Source organism: Salinimicrobium oceani (assembly GCF_012037645.1).
Window position 1 is genome coordinate 1 of sequence record NZ_JAAVJR010000242.1, and the last position, 598, is coordinate 598.

Here is a 598-nt window from a genome sequence, read left to right on the forward strand (position 1 = left end):
TTCGGTGTGCGATTGGCTGTCCTAAGGTGATGTTCACCCCGGGTACAATACTCAGCTTTTCCCTTACCTCTTCGAAGAATTTGTCCTTTGATTTATCTTCCAGGGTGAAAGGCACATCGATCTCGGCTGCGTTCACACCCTGGGCATGCTCGTCGAGTTCTGCTCTCCCGGTCCTTCGGGTAACAACATCTACTTCGGGCATTTCGAGTAACAGCTGTTCTACCTGTCTGCCGGTTTTGTTGCTCTCTTCCAGGGACATTGCCGGTGGACCCACCACGCTGATCACCAGAGAACCTTCATTAAATTCCGGAAGGAAACTTCTCCCCAATTGCGTGAAAACTGCAATGCTCAGCAAAAAAATTATAACAGTCACTCCAATTACCGTTTTTGGGATCTTCAGGGCCCGATTGAGGGTCGCGGCATATCGACCTTGTAACCATCTTTCGACTTTAGTCCCTTCGGATTGCTTCTTCAGCATTTTCTCATCCTTTAGAAGATAGGAGCATAATACCGGAGTAACGGTTACCGCAACCACTAAGGAGGTCAACACTGAAGTTATAAAAGCGATACCGAGAGGCTTAAGCAACCGGCCCTCCAT

The 598-nt window shown here is 48.5% G+C and carries 1 protein-coding gene; it reads right to left on the reverse strand.

Translation table 11 applies throughout. The features are described 5' to 3' along the window. Positions 1-547 (reverse strand): efflux RND transporter permease subunit (locus tag HC175_RS16505; RefSeq protein ID WP_235942653.1); only part of this gene is annotated, 547 nt, incomplete at its 3' end. Between the last annotated feature and the right edge of the window lie 51 nt (positions 548-598).